The organism is Sphingobium sp. SCG-1 (assembly GCF_002953135.1).
Lineage (GTDB): Bacteria > Pseudomonadota > Alphaproteobacteria > Sphingomonadales > Sphingomonadaceae > Sphingobium.
In genome coordinates this window covers 2,156,854-2,171,714 of sequence record NZ_CP026372.1, presented here as the reverse complement: position 1 = coordinate 2,171,714, position 14,861 = coordinate 2,156,854, and the positions used below count along the sequence as shown (strand labels likewise).

The following is a 14,861-nucleotide window of genomic DNA, read 5'->3' as shown; positions in this document are numbered from 1 at the left end:
GCGTACCCTCTATCGCTTCATGCGCCGCCTATCGCAACCTGCGAATGACTGCCGTGTTATCGTTCTGCCTGCGTTAAGCCGTGGTTAGCCATGCCCACGCTGCACCCCTTTTATCCAACATGCGTTTGGGCCATATCCTTGTCATGTCATCAACCCTGATTTCCATCGAACCTGCCACTGGCGCCCATTTGTGGGAGCAGCCCCTTAGCGACGTGTCCGCCGAAGTGGCGCGCGCTCGGGAAGCTTGGCCCCTGTGGGCGGCAAAGCCTCTTGCGATCCGCATCGAAACGATGCGCCGCTTCGCCAACGCCGTGCGGGCCAAAGAAGACGCGCTAACCGACTTGATCGCACGGGAAACGGGCAAACCGCTGTGGGACGCCAAGACCGAAGTCGCGGCCGTGATCGGCAAAGTCGATATCTCGATCGCCGCCTATTCCGAACGCACCGGCATGAAGCGGCTGGAAGGCGCGATGGGCATGAAACAGGCCGTTCGGCACAAGCCGCATGGCGTGATGGCGGTGCTTGGCCCCTATAATTTTCCTGCGCATTTACCTAATGGCCATATCGTCCCTGCGTTGATCGCGGGCAACGCGGTGGTGTTCAAGCCTTCGGAGAAAACGCCCGCGGTCGGCGCGATGCTGGTGGATCTCTATCATCAGGCGGGTGTGCCGGAGGGTTTGGTGCGCCTGATCGTCGGCGGGCCGGAAGAAGGCAGGGCGCTGACAGCGCATCCCGACGTGAACGGTATCCTTTTCACCGGCTCTGCCTCCACCGGCATCGCGATCAACAAGGCGTTTGCGGGGCAGCCGGACAAGATACTGGCGCTCGAGATGGGCGGGAACAACCCAATTATCGTGTGGGACACGCCCGACATCGCCAGCGCCGCCGTGCTCGTCGCGCAGTCCGCGTTCCTGTCTGCGGGCCAGCGCTGCACCGCCGCCAAGCGGCTGATCGTGCGTGACAGCCTTGCGCCTGAGCTTCTGAAGGAAGTGAAGAAACTGGCCGATCGCCTGATCGTCGATCATCCACACGCCGATCCCGCGCCGTATATGGGACCGGTGATCGACAATCATGCGGCGGATGGCCTGACCGACAGCTTCCTGATCCTGATGAGCAATGGTGGACGGCCAATCAAGCATATGGTCCGTCCGCATCAGGATCTACCCTTCGTGTCACCCGCAATCATCGACGTGACGGAGATGAGCGAACGACCCGACATAGAGCTGTTCGGGCCGCTGTTGCAGGTGGTGCGAGTGCCTGATTTCGAGAGCGCGATCGCCGAAGCGAACAACACCCGCTACGGCCTCTCTGCATCGCTGATCGGCGGATCGCCCGAGCAATATGACCAGTTCTGGGCCAATATCCGCGCTGGCATCGTCAATTGGAACCGGCCGACGAATGGCGCATCCTCCGCTGCCCCCTTCGGTGGCGTAGGGCTGTCCGGCAATCACCGCGCCAGCGCCTATTACGCGGCCGACTATTGCGCCTATCCGGTGGTATCTTCGGAATCCGAACAGCCGCGGGCGACCATGGGCGTCGGCGTCAAGGAAGTAGACGTCGCCGCGATGGGCGACTGACGTAAGGGCGGCCCCAAAGTTTTCCTACCGACCGCGCAATCCATTATAGGTTGCGATATTCCGGGGCAGTCGCCATCTGCTCGTCATGGAAGCACTCAATCCTGGAACGGTTTATCTGGTTGGCGCCGGCCCCGGCGATCCCGATCTGCTGACTCTGCGCGCGGCGCGCTTGATCGGAAAAGCGTCATTGATCGTGCACGACGGCCTGGTGGACGACGCGATCCTGGCGATGGCACGTCCGGACGCACGGCTCGTTTCCGTTGCGAAGAGCCGTAGCCGCCACTCGATGCCGCAGGATCAGATCAACGCGCTGTTGATCGCGGAAGCCCGCGCCGGCCACGATGTCGTGCGGTTGAAAGGTGGCGACCCCTTCATCTTCGGACGCGGTGGCGAAGAGGCGGAGGACTGCCGCGCAGCAGGCATTCCGGTCGAGATCGTCCCCGGTATCAGCGCCGCGATCGGCTGCGCTGCCGAAGCACAGATCCCCCTCACTCACCGCGACGCGTCCAGCGCCGTCACCTTCGTAGCGGGCCAGTGCAAAGGCCTCACCGATCAGGATTGGTCAGGGCTGGCGGGCGTAGGCCGGACACTGGTGATCTACATGGGCGTCGCAACCGCGAACGATATCGCCGACAAGCTGATGGCGGATGGCGTCTCCCCCGGAACGCCGGTGGCTGTTCTGGAGAAGGGTACGCGCCACGACAGCCGCGCCATTCGCACGATTCTGGCCGACTTGGGCGGAATGGTCGCGCGTGAAAATGTAAAAAGCCCGGCGTTGATTGTGGTTGGCGACGTCGTTCTGCGTGGTAATGCGCATGACAGGCTGGCGGCGTTTGCTGCGCAATTGGAGAGCTTTTCGTGAAAATACTGACCGGCAACGATTTGCCGACAGGCGACGTGATCTGGTGGGCCGGCGATGGCTGGTCGCGCCGTGTCGCCGATTCGGTAGATGTAGGCGAAGCAGGCGACGACCTCGCCCGGCGCGAAGAAGCGGCCCGGCATGTCATCGGCGCCTATGTGATCGACGCGACGGCGACCGAGGACGGCCCCCGCCCCGCCCATATCAAGGACCGCATCCGGGCGCTCGGCCCCACCGTGCGGCCCGACCTGACGTTGAAACCCGCCGACCCCGATGTCGGCCAGTGGGTGATCTGACATGTATCGTTATGACCAATATGACCAGTCGATGGTTGAAGCCCGCGTCGAGGAATTCCGCGACCAAACAAAGCGCCGCCTCGCCGGTGCTCTGACTGAGGATCAGTTCAAGCCGTTGCGGCTGATGAACGGCCTGTATCTGCAACTGCACGCCTACATGCTGCGTGTCGCCATTCCCTATGGCACGTTGTCGGCGAAGCAGATGAAGATGCTGGCCCATATCGCGCGCAAATATGATCGTGATTATGGGCATTTTACGACGCGCCAGAACCTTCAATATAATTGGATCAAGCTGGAAGACGCGCCGGATATCCTCGCGGAACTTGCGACGGTCGAGATGCACGCTATCCAGACCAGCGGCAACTGCATCCGCAATATCTCGTCCGACCAATATGCGGGCGTAGCGGCGGACGAAGTCGCCGACCCGCGTCCCTGGGCGGAACTGCTGCGTCAGTGGTCGAGCTTCCACCCCGAGTTCACTTACTTGCCGCGCAAGTTCAAGATCTGCGTGATCGCCACGCCGGAAGATCGCGCGGCGATGCGCCTGCACGACATTGGTATTGAACTGGTGAAGCGCAACGGCGTGGTCGGCGCGCGAATCTTTGCGGGCGGCGGCATGGGCCGCACGCCGATGGTTGCGCCTGAAATCAAAGACTTCGTGAGCGAAGATGATTTGATTTCCTATGTCGAAGCGTGCCTGCGCGTCTACAATCGCTATGGCCGTCGCGATAACAAGTACAAGGCACGGATCAAAATCCTGATCCATGCCCTTGGCGCGGACGAATATCGCCGTCAGGTCGAGGAAGAGTTCGCCGCGATCAAGCTGCTCGGCCTCGATCCGCCGCGCGCAGAACTCGACCGCATCCGCAGCTATTTCGCCGATCCCGCCTATGAAACCGGCCTGTCCGAGGACGTGGATCGTTCGGACCCGGCATTCGCACTGTGGCTCGATCAGAACGTCAAGCGGCACAAACAGGCGGGCTACGCGATCGTCAACATCAGCCTGAAGCCGACTGGCGGCATTCCTGGCGACGCGTCCTCCGCGCAGATCGATCTCATCGCGGATTTGGCGGAGCGGTATTCGTTCGACGAACTGCGCGTCACCCATGCGCAGAACATCGTCCTGCCTTACGTCAAGAAAGCGGACCTGTTCGCGGTGTGGCAGGCGCTGGACGGCGTGGGACTGGCGGAGGCGAACCTCGACCTCATCAGCGACATCATCGCCTGTCCCGGCCTCGATTATTGCAGCCTCGCCAATGCACGCTCGATACCCGTCGCGCAGAAGATTGCGGCACGGTTCGCCGATCCGGCGCGGCAGCGTGACTTGGGCGAATTGAAGCTCAAGATTTCCGGCTGTATCAATGCCTGCGGGCATCATCATGCCGGGCACATCGGCATCTTGGGCGTCGACAAGCGCGGCACCGAGAACTTCCAACTGCTGCTCGGCGGTTCCGGCGCGGAGGATGCCAGCCTTGGCAGCATCACCGGCCCTGGCTTCGACGAGGATGGCGTGGTCGATGCGATCGAGAAGGTGACGGACATCTACGTGCGTGAGCGGGCCGAGGGCGAACGCTTCCTCGACACCTACCGCCGCCTTGGCATGAAGCCTTTCAAGGACGCGCTATATGGTTGATTTCCTGTCCTTCCGTGACGACGAACCGGCGCAGGAACCGGCCGTCACGCTCGAATCCTTCTCCGGCCAGACGAACGCCACGGCGGTGCGTATCGAGCCGGGTGAGGACGCGCGCGAATTGCTGCCGATGCTCGATCGCATTTCGCTGGTGGAAGTGAATTTCCCTGGGTTCGGTGACGGGCGCGGCTATTCGGCGGCGCGTATCCTGCGCGAGGCTGGTTATACGGGTGAATTGCGCGCCGTCGGCGATGTGCTGGTCGATCAGTTGATGGCCATGCGTCGCTGTGGCTTCGACAGCTTTCAGCCCGATCATCCGCTCGATCAGGCCGTCGTAGATACAACGTTGGCCCGGTACGACGACGTCTACCAGAAATCCATCGACGGTCGCACGCCCATCTGGGCCAAGCGCCACCCGGAGACCACCCATGGCTGAAGCTGCGCGCAAGCTGGACATCATCGACACGGCCCCCGCCTTTACGCAGGCTGATGCAGACGCGCTTAATGCGCGTTTCGCCGGAGTCGACACCCTGCCGATGCTGCGCGCGCTATTCGCCGAAAAGACGTTGGGGCGCATCGCGACGGTTTCGTCCTTCGGTACCGAAAGCGCCGTGCTGCTGCATCTGGTGGCGCAGGCCGATCCCGACGTACCGGTGATCTTCGTCGATACATTGAAGATGTTCCCGGAAACCTTGGCCTATCGCGACGAACTGATCGCCCGTTTTGGAATCCGCAACAGCGAGACCGTGACGCCCGATCCCGATATGCTGGCGAAGAAGGACGAAACGGGCTTGCGCTGGTCCTATGATCCCGACGGCTGTTGCGCAATCCGCAAGGTAGAGCCGCTGGCGCGTGCCAAGCGCGGGCTGGACGCATGGATATCCGGACGCAAGGCGTTCCAGGCGGCAACCCGGCAGAATATCCCTCGTTTTCAGGTGGAAGACGGGCAGATGAAGCTCAATCCGCTGGGTGATTGGACCAAGGCCGATCTTGACGCCTATTTCGAGGCTAACGACCTGCCACGTCATCCGCTGGAAGCACAGGGCTACCCCTCGATCGGATGCGAGCCGTGCACTTCGAAAGTGTTGCCGGGCGAAGACCCGCGCGCAGGCCGTTGGCGCGGTTGGGACAAGGTGGAATGCGGGATTCACTCGCCGATTCCGGCTGTCGATCCGAACGATCCGGCAAACCTGCCGTCCTTCTAAGATCGCCTATCTGATTTAGGTTAGGCGTTTTTTTTGGAATTACTAAGCACGGCGTTAACCTGCGCCTGATACGGTCGCGGCATCGAAACCAGCGGAGTGGCAAGGTGCCCGATCTCTACCAGTTGACCTACATCAGTAGCGTGCGTGGCAACATCACCATCGAGGAATGCAATGCGATTCTGGCGAAATCGCGGATCAACAATCGTCGTCTAGACGTCTCCGGCGTCCTGCTTTTCAATTCCAAACGCTTCCTTCAGGCACTGGAAGGTGAAGAACATGTGATCAAGCCGCTGTTCGAGAAGATCAGCGCAGACCCCCGCCACGCCGCGGTCGTTATGCTGAACCACCGAGCCATCGAGGCGCGACAGTTCGGTTCATGGGCGATGGCATTTGACGATGGTTCGGGTAAAGCGGACTTGCGCGAGCGGATCGGCCGGCTGCTGGCGGACACGGACCCGTCGACTCGCGCGCTCTTCGAGACGACCGCGACCCTGCACAGGCCCGGTCAAAGCGTCGCCCGCTAACAACAAAGGGATCAGCGAATCTCGCCGGTGCCGTCGGCATAGTAAGGCACCACCCAATGCGGCTGCGGCTCAGCGGTGGCAGTGACAACCTCGGTGGGCGCCAGCGTTTGTAATGCTGCCTCATCCAGCGCGAGACGGACCGGACGCGCCGTAGGGGTTGTCGACTGCCTCACAACCGCTACGGCAGGAAGAGGTGCGTGCTTCTCTTTGAGCGTATTGGCGGCGAACTGAACCGCCTGACTGCCAATCGTCCAAGCCGGGCGGCCATCGGTTTCGAGCGCCGCCATATCTACCTCGACGCGCAGAAACGGACCACTCTGACCATCTGAAACGCTAACGATACCGCCCATGTCCGTGGCCGCGAAAAGTTTCTTTGCGAATTCCAGCGGCACGCGGATGCAGCCATGCGAGGCCGGATAGCCCGGAAGCTCTCCGCCGTGAATGGCGATCCCGCCCCAGGTCAGCCGCTGCATATAGGGCATCGGCGCATTGCTGTAGATGTTGGAGCGGTGAAACACGTTCTTCTGAAGGATGCGAAATTCCCCCAGCGGCGTGGCCTTACCCGGCTTGCCAGTCGAGACGGTCGACACGCCGATGAGTGTATCGCCGCGATAGACGTAGAGATGCTGGCGATCGATACTCACCATGATGGCCAACGGGCCGGTCCCGCTACTGCTCTCGTCCCAGAGGAACTGCCCTGCCCTTAATGTGGAAGCGCCGCTCTTTGCCAGTGTCGGAGAAAGCGCAGCGGGTGCTATTGCAGGAACTGCAAGCGTCGCCAGGGCCAACAGGGGCAGCCACTTATTCATAGGCAATGGCTCCATAGCTGTCCTCGGCAAGGTCGCTGAACTTGGTGATCTTCGCGTCGAATTTCATGCGGATGCGCCCGGTCGCGCCGTGGCGCTGCTTGGCGACGATCAACTCAGCCAGACCGTAGACCTTTTCCATCTCCTCGGCCCAGACGCGATGCTCTTCGCTTTCCACATCGCGCGGTTGCTTGGCGGAGACGTAGTAGTCCTCGCGAAACACGAACCACACCATATCGGCGTCCTGCTCGATCGATCCGGATTCGCGAAGATCGGAAAGCTGCGGACGCTTGTCCTCGCGCTGTTCCACCGCACGGCTGAGCTGTGACAATGCCAGCACCGGAACATGAAGTTCCTTCGCCAAGGTCTTCAAACCACGAGAGATTTCAGAAATCTCCTGAACGCGATTGTCGCCGCCTTTGCCGGTCCCCTGCAAAAGTTGAAGATAGTCGATGACGATGAAGCCGATGTCATGACGCCGCTTCAACCGGCGCGCGCGGGTGCGTAGCGCTGCGATGGTGAGGCCCGGCGTATCGTCGATAAACAACGGAAGATCCTGCAACTCACGGGCAGCGCGTGACAGGTTCTGGAAATCCGCATGGCTGATCTTACCCATGCGCAGTGCTTCCCCGCTGATACCGGACTGCTCGGCCAAAACGCGTGTCGCCAACTGATCGGCAGACATTTCGAGCGAGAAGAACGCAGTCTTCGCGCCCATATTCTTCGCAGGCTCGATCCCGTCCGCGTCGTCCCGCACCCAACGCGACGCCGCGTTATAAGCGATGTTGGTCGCAAGCGATGTCTTCCCCATGCCTGGACGCCCCGCCAGGATCATCAAGTCTGAATTGTGCAGGCCGCCGATCTTCTCATTCAGCGAATTGAGTCCCGTGGTAATACCAGAGAGATGCCCGCCGCTATTCAGCGCCCGCTCCGCCTGCTTCACGGCCAGCGTACTGGCGGTCAGGAAGCTCTTGACCGAACCGGTTTCGCCTTCACCCTCGGACACCTTGTAGAGCGCGACTTCCGCCGCCTCGATCTGCCCACGTGGATCGACTTCCTCGCTGGTATCCATTGCGTTTTCAATGAGTTCGCGGCCGACCCCGACAAGTTCTCGCAATAATGCGAGGTCGTAAATCTGGGTCGCGAAGTCACGCGCGCCGATCAGCGCCGCTCCATTGCCGGTTAGTTGCGCGAGATAGGCCGCACCGCCCAATTCCTTCAGCGCGGGATCCTGCTCGACGAGCGGCTTCAGAGTCACCGGATTGGCGACCATGTTCTTTTCGAGCAGCCGCATGATGGCATCGTAGATTCGCCCGTGCAGCGGCTCGAAGAAATGCTCCGCACGCAACTTCATCTGCACGTCTTCGGCAATGCGATTGTCGATCATCAGCGCGCCAAGCAGCGCCGCCTCGGCTTCCACGTTGCGCGGCAGTTCCTGCGCGGGCGCTTCCCCGCCCGGTATCACTCTCATCAGTTCGACCATGGACTTGATTATCCACCTGTTAGGCAGCCGGAGCAAGGGCGATGCGGCAGGGTGCTGTGGACCATATGTGGACGATGCTGTGGGTAACTCTCCGCTCGCAGCTTGCCTCTTGCTTTTACGCACGCCCCGCCGCACTGACAGCAATCCAATATGGCCGATCCCCGCATCATAGATATCGAGCTGGACCAGCGTACAATCATCTGGCGCAATGCAGATGTGGAGCAGGAGCGACGTATCGCGATCTTCGATTTGCTCGAAGAAAACTATTTTGCGCCCCTGCGGAGCCACGCCGACGGATATGCCGGACCGTATAAAGTTCGGCTAGGTGTCGAAGAAGGCCGACTGGTGATCGATATCGGCCGGGAGGATGGGACGCCGCTGGAAACGATCATCCTGGGTCTCGCCCGCTTCCGTCGGCCCATCAAAGACTATTTCGCGATCTGCGATAGCTATTATCAGGCGATCCGCGCTGCAACGCCGCAACAGATCGAGACGATCGACATGGCCCGGCGCGGCATCCACAACGAAGCCGCCGAAATCCTAAAGGAACGGCTGGACGGCAAGATCGACGTCGATTTCGACACGGCACGCAGGCTTTTCACGCTGCTGTGCGTTCTGCATATCAAGGGTTAGTTCGTTGAAAATCCGGCAAAGACGTGGCCGCACCTATCGCGGCACTCTCGGGCGAATCGGCGCGCTCATCTTCTTGATCGCAGTGCTGTCGATCGGCGGCTGGCTCTACGCGATGCGATGGGCGCCTGCGCGGTCCGAGTTTCCGATGCAGGGCATCTCCGTCAGCGAAGCCAACGGCCCACTCGACTGGCGCACCGTCCGCGCACGCCACGCCGACTTCGCCTATGTGCTGGCGTCGGCAGGAGCGGGACGGCGCGACCACCTCTTTGCCGCCAACTGGTCGGGCGCGCGGGATGCCGGGCTGCGCTACGGCGCGGCCCATCTCTTCAACCTCTGCGACAGAGCCGTGGATCAGGCGACGCTGTTCGTGGCGACGGTGCCGCGTGACAATGCCGCCTTGCCTCCCGTCGTCCGCCTGGACTTCTCGCCCAACTGCATACGTCGCCCTGGTCGCGACAAGCTGCTGTCCGAACTCAATACCTTCCTGAACCTGATAGAGAAGCATGTAGGGCAGCGCGCCGTGATCCACGTGTCGAAAGCATTCGAGATGGAATACCGGATAAGCGCGGGAATTTACCGCACGCTCTGGCTGGAAGGCAATTTCTTCAAGCCCGATTATGCCGGTCGCCCATGGGTAATGTGGACCGCATCCGACATGCGACATCTTGACGGCATCGACGGCCCGGTGGAATGGGATGTCGTAGCACCATGAGCGCCCCGCCCGCCCTTCCCGCCCTTATCGCCGCCGCGCGTGGCGCGATGGCGCATGCCCATGCACCCTACAGTCGGTTTGCGGTAGGCGCTGCGGTGGAGCTGACTGATGGCAGCATCGTCACCGGCAGCAATTTCGAGAATGCAAGTTATGGGCTTTCGCTCTGCGCCGAGACGGTTGCGCTGGCGAGCGTCAACGCACAAGGGCGAATGGCGGACGTTACCACCATAGTCGTCAGCGGCGGTGCGATGGACGCGACGGATCGATCCATAATCGTGACGCCATGCGGGCGCTGCCGGCAGGTAATGAACGAAGTGGAACAGATGGCGGGCCGCGAACTGGCGATCTACTGCGTTGCCCCCGTTGGCGATGCCATACAGGAACATCGAGTGGCGGATCTGCTCCCCCATGCCTTCGGCCCCGCCGATCTTGGATTTGGTCCAGAAAGAACAGCAAAATCATGAGCGTAATGTCCGATAAGTGGATTCGCCAACAGGCTCTGGCAAGCCAGATGATCGAGCCATTCGTGGAGAGCCAGCGGCGCGATGGATGCATCAGCTACGGCCTTTCCTCCTATGGCTATGACGCCCGCGTGGCCGACGAGTTTAAGATCTTCACCAATGTCGACAGTGCCGTGGTGGACCCGAAGGACTTCGCCGCCAACAGCTTCGTCGATCGCAAAACAGACGTGTGCATCATTCCCCCGAACAGCTTCGCGCTCGCCCGGACGGTTGAATATTTCCGCGTACCGCGCGATGTGCTGGTCATCTGCCTCGGCAAATCGACCTACGCTCGCTGCGGCATTATCGTGAACGTGACACCCCTGGAGCCGGGCTGGGAGGGGCATGTGACGCTCGAATTCTCCAACACCACGCCACTTCCGGCAAAGATCTATGCCAATGAAGGCGCATGCCAGTTCCTCTTCCTGGAAGGCAACGAGCCGTGCGAAACGAGCTACGCCGACCGCGCCGGCAAATATATGGGCCAAAAGGGCGTGACGCTGCCAAAGCTTTGAGTTAGCCAAGATTTCGATCCGCATGGGTCGACGCCATGCTGGCCAAGGAATCGATCATGCTGCGCTTGTTTCGTAGGTCCGCCGAGCCAGACATCTCCGAAGTCGAAGACGCGCCGGAGACGCGCGCCGCCAGCATCGGCGAGAACAAGCGCGTCTATGCCATCGGCGACATTCATGGCCGCGCTGACTTGTTCGCTGACTTGCTGCGGCGAATCGACAATGACGATGCGGACTCAATTCCTTGCCCTACTGAATTGATATTGCTGGGAGACCTGATCGACCGCGGTCCATCATCGCGTCAGGTCGTAGAGCATGCGCTCGCCCTGTCACAGTCCGGCGCGATGCGATGTTTAAAAGGCAATCATGAGGAGATATTCATCCGCGCCGCGCGCGGCGAAATAGCGGCAACCCGTTTCTTCTGCCGCATCGGCGGTGAGCAGACGTTGTACTCTTATGGCCTGTCATACGCCGATTATGCGTCGATGAGCGCGGAACGGATGACCGACTGGATGCTTGCCAACATCCCGCGTTCGCACATCGACTTCATAGATAGCTTCGAAGACCTGATAGAGATTGGCGACTATGTTTTCGTACATGCCGGCATCCGTCCAGGCGTGCCGTTCAATGCGCAGGAGCCCGAAGATCTGCGATGGATTCGCGCTGAGTTCCTCAAGAGCAAGGAAGCCTTCGGCAAGGTCGTGATCCACGGCCATACTATCACGCAGGATGTGGACGAACATGCCAACCGCATAGGCATCGATACCGGCGCTTATATGAGCGGGAAGCTTACTGCCATTGGCCTGCAGGGCGAGGAGCACTGGTTCCTTTCCACTGCCGATTGAACGACTTAACGGCATTGCCAAGCGTTCGATGGCATTGCACAACGGGGTCATGAGAATTGCATCTTTGTCAGCCGCTACGGCCCTTGCCCTCGTTGCTATGCCCAGCTTTGCCGGAACGAAAGCGCCAGATCCTGCCCGATTGAAGATAACCGTGGAGAAGCTGGTCAGCTTCGGCACCCGGCACACGCTGTCCTCCGCAACCGATCCAAGACGCGGCATCGGTGCGGCGCGGAAATGGGGTGCGTCGGAGTTTGCACGCATCTCCAAATCCTGCGGCGGATGCCTGACGGTGGAGACCGTAGCAGATCGCTTCAGCGGCCCGCGTGCGCCGGACGGAGTTGAAGTCGTGGATGTGCTCGCAATCCAGCGCGGCACCGGCGATCCCAACCAGGTGGTAATCGTCGCGGGGCATATCGACAGTCGCGTCAGTGACGTCATGAATATCACCAGCGACGCGCCGGGCGCGAACGACAACGCATCGGGTTCAGCGCTGGTGCTGGAAGCGGCGCGCGTGCTGGCTGGTGAGAGGTTCGACGGCACGATCGTTTATGCGCTGCTCTCCGGCGAGGAACAGGGCTTGTGGGGCGGGAAGCTGCTGGCGGCGACGGCGAAGGCGCGCGGCTGGAACGTGCGGGCAATGCTCAACAACGATATCGTCGGCAATACGGTGGGACAGAATGGGACGATCGTCGATCGACGGGTGCGCGTTTTCTCCGAAGGCATCGGCGCAGCGGGGGACATCAAGGCGGCACTGACTCGCCGCGGCATCGGTGGCGAGGATGACAGTCCATCGCGCGCCCTTGCAAAGAAGGTGGACGGCATCGCGGAAGATAACCCCGACATCGGCCTAGACGTGTTCGCCGTTCGCCGCCCCGACAGGTTCGGGCGCGGCGGCGATCATTCCCCATTTCTGGAAGCAGGCTTCCCGGCAGCGCGATTCTCTGTGGGGGTCGAAAACTACGATCGCCAGCATCAGGATCTGCGCACCGAAGGGGGGCGCGAATATGGCGACACCGCCGCGGCGATGGACTTTCCGTACCTCGCCCGCGTGACGGCGTTGAACGTTGCGACATTGCGGGAATTAGCGGCTGCGCCTGCCGCGCCCGCGTCAGTGAGCCTTGATGGTGCTCTATCGACCGACACCAAGGTGACGTGGGACGCGGTGCCCGGTGCCACCGCCTACCGAGTGCGCTGGCGTCGGGCAGATGCGCAGGACTGGACCGAGAGCAGAATCGTGAAGAACGCCACGGAGACGGTGCTGAAGGATGTAATCGTCGACGACACCTTCATTGGGGTGTCGGCGGTGAGCGCGGACGGCGCGGAGAGCATCGTCACCTTTGGCGGGATGGCGGCGCGGAAGTAGGGCAGGCGTGTAGTGGCACTGGCCCACCCGCGACAATACCCCTATTCCGTTCGCCCTGAGCCTGTCGAAGGGCTCTGCTGAGCGAAGCGAAGTATCCTTCGCTAAAGCTCAGGAGAAGGCTTCGACAAGCTCAGCCCGAACGGAATAAAGGTGTTACCGTACAAGGTCGTGGTCGGCGCTACAGCGGCTAGCTCACACCTTACCGAGTCAGGCCCCTACCGCGTCAGCTTCTTATACGCCAACCGCGTAGGCCGATCCGCCGCATCGCCCAGACGACGCCGCTTGTCTTCCTCGTAAGCCTCGAAGTTGCCTTCGAACCATTCCACATGACTGTCACCTTCAAACGCCAGGATGTGCGTGGCGAGGCGATCGAGGAAGAAGCGGTCATGGCTGATGACCACGGCGCAACCGGCGAAATTCTCCAGCGCATCTTCCAGCGCGCGCAAGGTTTCGACGTCAAGATCGTTGGTCGGTTCGTCAAGCAGGAGGACGTTGCCCCCCTCCTTCAGCATCTTGGCAAGATGGACGCGGTTGCGCTCACCGCCCGAAAGCTGCCCAACCTTCTTCTGCTGATCCGGCCCCTTGAAGTTGAACGCACCCACATAAGCGCGCGTCTGGATTTCATGTTTGCCGATAGTCATCAGATCATGACCGCCGGAGATTTCCTCCCAGACGTTGTGATTGGCATCCAACGAATCGCGGCTCTGATCGACATAGCCAAGCTGAACGGTCTCACCGACCTGGATTTCGCCGCCATCGGGCTGCTCCTGTCCGGTGATCAGCTTGAACAAGGTCGATTTACCCGCGCCGTTCGGCCCGATCACGCCGACGATACCACCGGGCGGCAGCAGGAAGTCCAGCCCCTCGAACAGCAGTTTGTCGCCATAGGATTTGGTGAGGCCATGCGCCTCGATCACCTTGCCGCCAAGGCGCTTCGGGGTCTGAATGACGATCTGCGCCTTGCCGGGTGCGCGATTTTCCTGCTTCTCGACCAGTTCGTCGAACGCCCGGATACGCGCCTTGCTCTTGGTCTGGCGAGCCTTGGGGGATTGCCGGATCCACTCCAGTTCTTCCTTGATCGCCTTCTGGCGCCCAGCGTCCTCGCGCTCCTCCAGTTCCATCCGCTTGGCCTTTGCGTCCAGCCATGCGGAGTAGTTGCCTTCATAAGGGATGCCGCGGCCGCGATCGAGTTCGAGCACCCAACCGACGACATTGTCGAGGAAGTAGCGGTCATGGGTGACGAGGATGACGTTGCCAGCATATTGGATCAAATGCTGTTCCAGCCACTGCACGCTCTCCGCGTCCAGATGGTTGGTAGGTTCGTCAAGCAGCAGGATGTCGGGCTTTTCAAGCAGCAGGCGGCACAGCGCGATGCGGCGCTTTTCACCACCCGAAAGGCTCTCGACACCCCAGTCGCCGGGCGGGCAACGCAAAGCTTCCATCGCGATCTCAAGCTGGTTGTCGAGCGTCCAGCCATCGACCGCGTCGATCTTCTCCTGGAGCGTGCCCATTTCTTCCATCAGCGCGTCAAAATCGGCGTCCTCCGGCGGATCGCCCATGATTTCGCTGATCTTGTTGAAGCGATCCATCATGTCCGCGACGGGGCGAACGCCGTCCATGACGTTCTCTTTCACCGTCTTGCTGTTGTCGAGCTGCGGTTCCTGCGCCAGATAGCCAACGCGCAGGCCCTCGGCGGCCCATGCCTCACCCTGATAATCCTTGTCGTACCCGGCCATGACTTTCATCAACGTCGATTTACCCGCGCCGTTGACGCCGATGATCGCGATCTTCGTGCCCGGCAGGAATTGCAGGTGGATGTTGTTGAACAGGGGCTTGTTCGCGCCAGGGAAGGTCTTGGTCAGGCCCTTCATGACGTAGCTGTATTGGACGGCCATTTTGAGAAGTCTCTCCGCTAT

The 14,861-nt window shown here is 61.0% G+C and carries 16 protein-coding genes; 13 read left to right on the top strand and 3 right to left on the bottom strand.

Features of this window, described 5'->3' with window-relative positions; translation table 11 throughout:
- Positions 1 to 143 precede the first annotated feature (143 nt).
- From astD to C1T17_RS09975, 7 genes are all read left to right on the top strand, one after another.
- Positions 144 to 1,577 (top strand): succinylglutamate-semialdehyde dehydrogenase, encoded by a 1,434-nt coding sequence (gene astD, locus C1T17_RS10005; protein WP_104955133.1) that lies wholly within the window; start codon positions 144 to 146, stop codon positions 1,575 to 1,577.
- 85 nt (positions 1,578 to 1,662) lie between these two features.
- Positions 1,663 to 2,439 carry a uroporphyrinogen-III C-methyltransferase gene (gene cobA, locus C1T17_RS10000; RefSeq protein ID WP_104953321.1) on the top strand — a complete coding sequence of 259 codons (777 nt, stop codon included), beginning with the start codon at positions 1,663 to 1,665 and terminating at the stop codon, positions 2,437 to 2,439.
- Positions 2,436 to 2,732 (top strand): DUF2849 domain-containing protein, encoded by a 297-nt coding sequence (locus C1T17_RS09995; RefSeq protein WP_104953320.1) that lies wholly within the window; start codon positions 2,436 to 2,438, stop codon positions 2,730 to 2,732. Before cobA ends, C1T17_RS09995 begins: the two co-directional genes overlap by 4 nt.
- A 1-nt stretch (position 2,733) precedes the next feature.
- Entirely contained in the window at positions 2,734 to 4,365 is a 1,632-nt protein-coding gene (locus tag C1T17_RS09990; protein ID WP_104953319.1) for a nitrite/sulfite reductase, read from the top strand.
- A complete protein-coding gene (locus C1T17_RS09985; RefSeq protein WP_104953318.1) occupies positions 4,358 to 4,798 on the top strand; it encodes a DUF934 domain-containing protein in 441 nt (146 codons plus the stop codon). The genes C1T17_RS09990 and C1T17_RS09985 overlap by 8 nt, the downstream gene beginning before the upstream one ends.
- Positions 4,791 to 5,567, top strand: coding sequence for a phosphoadenylyl-sulfate reductase (locus C1T17_RS09980; RefSeq protein ID WP_104953317.1), 777 nt, complete (start codon positions 4,791 to 4,793; stop codon positions 5,565 to 5,567). Before C1T17_RS09985 ends, C1T17_RS09980 begins: the two co-directional genes overlap by 8 nt.
- A gap of 104 nt (positions 5,568 to 5,671) precedes the next feature.
- Positions 5,672 to 6,091, top strand: a complete 420-nt coding sequence (locus C1T17_RS09975; RefSeq protein ID WP_223262531.1) for a BLUF domain-containing protein — start codon at positions 5,672 to 5,674, stop codon at positions 6,089 to 6,091.
- 11 nt (positions 6,092 to 6,102) lie between these two features.
- Here the strand turns inward: C1T17_RS09975 and C1T17_RS09970 are convergent, their stop codons facing one another.
- Both C1T17_RS09970 and C1T17_RS09965 read right to left on the bottom strand, forming a co-directional pair.
- Positions 6,103 to 6,900, bottom strand: coding sequence for a L,D-transpeptidase family protein (locus tag C1T17_RS09970; protein ID WP_104953316.1), 798 nt, complete (start codon positions 6,898 to 6,900; stop codon positions 6,103 to 6,105).
- Positions 6,893 to 8,380: a replicative DNA helicase gene (locus tag C1T17_RS09965; protein ID WP_104953315.1), complete on the bottom strand. Its 1,488-nt coding sequence runs from the start codon at positions 8,378 to 8,380 to the stop codon at positions 6,893 to 6,895. The genes C1T17_RS09970 and C1T17_RS09965 overlap by 8 nt, the downstream gene beginning before the upstream one ends.
- A 150-nt stretch (positions 8,381 to 8,530) precedes the next feature.
- Between C1T17_RS09965 and C1T17_RS09960 the strand changes: the two genes are divergently transcribed.
- Genes C1T17_RS09960 through C1T17_RS09935 form a run of 6 tightly spaced genes read left to right on the top strand, consistent with a single transcriptional unit; the run spans position 8,531 to position 12,945 of the window.
- Positions 8,531 to 9,013 (top strand): UPF0262 family protein, encoded by a 483-nt coding sequence (locus C1T17_RS09960; protein ID WP_104953314.1) that lies wholly within the window; start codon positions 8,531 to 8,533, stop codon positions 9,011 to 9,013.
- Between the two features lie 4 nt (positions 9,014 to 9,017).
- Positions 9,018 to 9,725: a GH25 family lysozyme gene (locus C1T17_RS09955; protein WP_411269187.1), complete on the top strand. Its 708-nt coding sequence runs from the start codon at positions 9,018 to 9,020 to the stop codon at positions 9,723 to 9,725.
- Positions 9,722 to 10,189 carry a cytidine deaminase gene (gene cdd, locus C1T17_RS09950; RefSeq protein ID WP_104953313.1) on the top strand — a complete coding sequence of 156 codons (468 nt, stop codon included), beginning with the start codon at positions 9,722 to 9,724 and terminating at the stop codon, positions 10,187 to 10,189. Before C1T17_RS09955 ends, cdd begins: the two co-directional genes overlap by 4 nt.
- Entirely contained in the window at positions 10,186 to 10,740 is a 555-nt protein-coding gene (gene dcd, locus C1T17_RS09945; RefSeq protein ID WP_104953312.1) for a dCTP deaminase, read from the top strand. Before cdd ends, dcd begins: the two co-directional genes overlap by 4 nt.
- 56 nt (positions 10,741 to 10,796) lie before the next feature.
- Positions 10,797 to 11,582 carry a metallophosphoesterase family protein gene (locus tag C1T17_RS09940; RefSeq protein ID WP_104955130.1) on the top strand — a complete coding sequence of 262 codons (786 nt, stop codon included), beginning with the start codon at positions 10,797 to 10,799 and terminating at the stop codon, positions 11,580 to 11,582.
- A 49-nt stretch (positions 11,583 to 11,631) separates the two neighbouring features.
- Complete coding sequence (locus C1T17_RS09935) at positions 11,632 to 12,945, top strand: M28 family peptidase (RefSeq protein WP_189338303.1); 1,314 nt, start codon at positions 11,632 to 11,634, stop codon at positions 12,943 to 12,945.
- Between the two features lie 215 nt (positions 12,946 to 13,160).
- Here the strand turns inward: C1T17_RS09935 and ettA are convergent, their stop codons facing one another.
- Entirely contained in the window at positions 13,161 to 14,840 is a 1,680-nt protein-coding gene (gene ettA, locus C1T17_RS09930) for an energy-dependent translational throttle protein EttA (RefSeq protein ID WP_104953310.1), read from the bottom strand.
- Between the last annotated feature and the right edge of the window lie 21 nt (positions 14,841 to 14,861).

What these genes read in the sequence shown, in the direction of transcription:
- astD (WP_104955133.1), top strand. Translation starts at nt 144, where the DNA reads ATGTCATCAACCCTGATTTCCATCGAACCTGCCACTGGCGCCCATTTG.
- cobA (WP_104953321.1), top strand. Translation starts at nt 1,663, where the DNA reads ATGGAAGCACTCAATCCTGGAACGGTTTATCTGGTTGGCGCCGGCCCC.
- C1T17_RS09990 (WP_104953319.1), top strand. Translation starts at nt 2,734, where the DNA reads ATGTATCGTTATGACCAATATGACCAGTCGATGGTTGAAGCCCGCGTC.
- C1T17_RS09985 (WP_104953318.1), top strand. Translation starts at nt 4,358, where the DNA reads ATGGTTGATTTCCTGTCCTTCCGTGACGACGAACCGGCGCAGGAACCG.
- C1T17_RS09980 (WP_104953317.1), top strand. Translation starts at nt 4,791, where the DNA reads ATGGCTGAAGCTGCGCGCAAGCTGGACATCATCGACACGGCCCCCGCC.
- C1T17_RS09970 (WP_104953316.1), bottom strand. Translation starts at nt 6,900, where the DNA reads ATGAATAAGTGGCTGCCCCTGTTGGCCCTGGCGACGCTTGCAGTTCCT.
- C1T17_RS09965 (WP_104953315.1), bottom strand. Translation starts at nt 8,380, where the DNA reads ATGGTCGAACTGATGAGAGTGATACCGGGCGGGGAAGCGCCCGCGCAG.
- C1T17_RS09960 (WP_104953314.1), top strand. Translation starts at nt 8,531, where the DNA reads ATGGCCGATCCCCGCATCATAGATATCGAGCTGGACCAGCGTACAATC.
- cdd (WP_104953313.1), top strand. Translation starts at nt 9,722, where the DNA reads ATGAGCGCCCCGCCCGCCCTTCCCGCCCTTATCGCCGCCGCGCGTGGC.
- dcd (WP_104953312.1), top strand. Translation starts at nt 10,186, where the DNA reads ATGAGCGTAATGTCCGATAAGTGGATTCGCCAACAGGCTCTGGCAAGC.
- C1T17_RS09940 (WP_104955130.1), top strand. Translation starts at nt 10,797, where the DNA reads ATGCTGCGCTTGTTTCGTAGGTCCGCCGAGCCAGACATCTCCGAAGTC.
- C1T17_RS09935 (WP_189338303.1), top strand. Translation starts at nt 11,632, where the DNA reads ATGAGAATTGCATCTTTGTCAGCCGCTACGGCCCTTGCCCTCGTTGCT.
- ettA (WP_104953310.1), bottom strand. Translation starts at nt 14,840, where the DNA reads ATGGCCGTCCAATACAGCTACGTCATGAAGGGCCTGACCAAGACCTTC.